This window comes from Arhodomonas sp. KWT (assembly GCF_010993615.1).
Window position 1 is genome coordinate 1 of sequence record NZ_WNXE01000499.1, and the last position, 1,186, is coordinate 1,186.

The 1,186-nt window shown below is 71.3% G+C and carries 2 protein-coding genes; both read left to right on the plus strand.

The features are described from left to right. Positions 1-642: M23 family metallopeptidase (locus tag G7A99_RS20200; RefSeq protein ID WP_163143629.1), on the plus strand; the 642-nt coding region annotated here is incomplete at its 5' end. Positions 643-658: 16 nt separating this feature from the next. After that, on the plus strand, positions 659-1,186 hold a 528-nt coding region (locus tag G7A99_RS20205), incomplete at its 3' end, for an anhydro-N-acetylmuramic acid kinase (RefSeq protein ID WP_205599955.1).

The window sequence follows — 1,186 nt, forward strand, 5'->3', positions numbered from 1 at the left end:
GACTTCGTGAACCATGGCGAGCGCTTCCGCGCGGTGCGATTCACCTTCCCCGACGGGGACGCGCAGTACTTCACCCCGGACGGCAAGAGCATGCGCAAGGCCTTCCTGCGCACGCCGGTGAATTTCACCCGCGTGAGCTCGGAGTTCAACCCGCAGCGCCTCCACCCCATCCTCGGCACCAAGCGCCCCCACATGGGCACGGACTACGCCGCCCCGCCGGGGACGCCGATCAAGGCGGCCGGCGACGGGCGCATCGTGCACATCGGCCGCAAGGGCGGCTACGGCAACGCCATCGTCATCAAGCACGGCTCCCGCTATTCCACCCTGTACGGCCACATGCGGGGCTTCCGCCGGGGGCTCTCCCACGGCGACCACGTCAAACAGGGCGAGGTCATCGGCTATGTGGGCAGCAGCGGCCTCGCCACCGGCCCCCACCTGCACTATGAGTTCCGGGTGAACGGCAAGCACCGCAACCCGCGGACCGTCAAACTGCCCGAGGCCGAGCCGATCCAGGCCAAGTACCGCGAGGACTTCGAGACGCAGACCGCACCGCTGGTGGCCCGCCTCGAGGCCGCCGCGCCCACGCAGGTCGCGAGCAACGGGCAGACCGAAGGCAACGCGGACAGCGGCGAGAGCCGCTAAGGCTCCCGGGACAGGCGTGACCAAGCGCTTCATCGGTCTCATGGCCGGCACGAGCCTGGACGGTGTCGACGCTGTCCTCGTGCGGTTCGGCAACGCCTCCCCAGTCATCGAGGCAGCCGTGTCCCGCCCGTACCCGGACCGGATCCGGCATACGCTGCGGGCCATTGGCGCCGGATCGCCGCTCGCCGACGTGGTCGCCGCCGACCAGGCCGTTGCCGACGCCTTCGGCGAGGCGGTTCGGGCGCTGCTCGCCGAGGCCCGCCAGACCGCCGAGGCCGTTACCGCCATCGGCAGTCACGGTCAGACGGTATGGCACCGCCCCGGCGCCCCGAAAGCCGCTTCCGTGCAGATCGGCGACCCCAGCCGCATCGCCGAGGCTACCGGCATCACCACCGTCGCCGATTTCCGCCGCCGGGACATCGCCGCGGGCGGTGAGGGCGCACCGCTCGCCCCCGCCTTCCACCTCGCCATCCTCCAGGGGCAAGGCAGCGGCACCGCCGTGCTCAACCTGGGCGGCATCGCGAACCTGACCGTGGGCGACGCC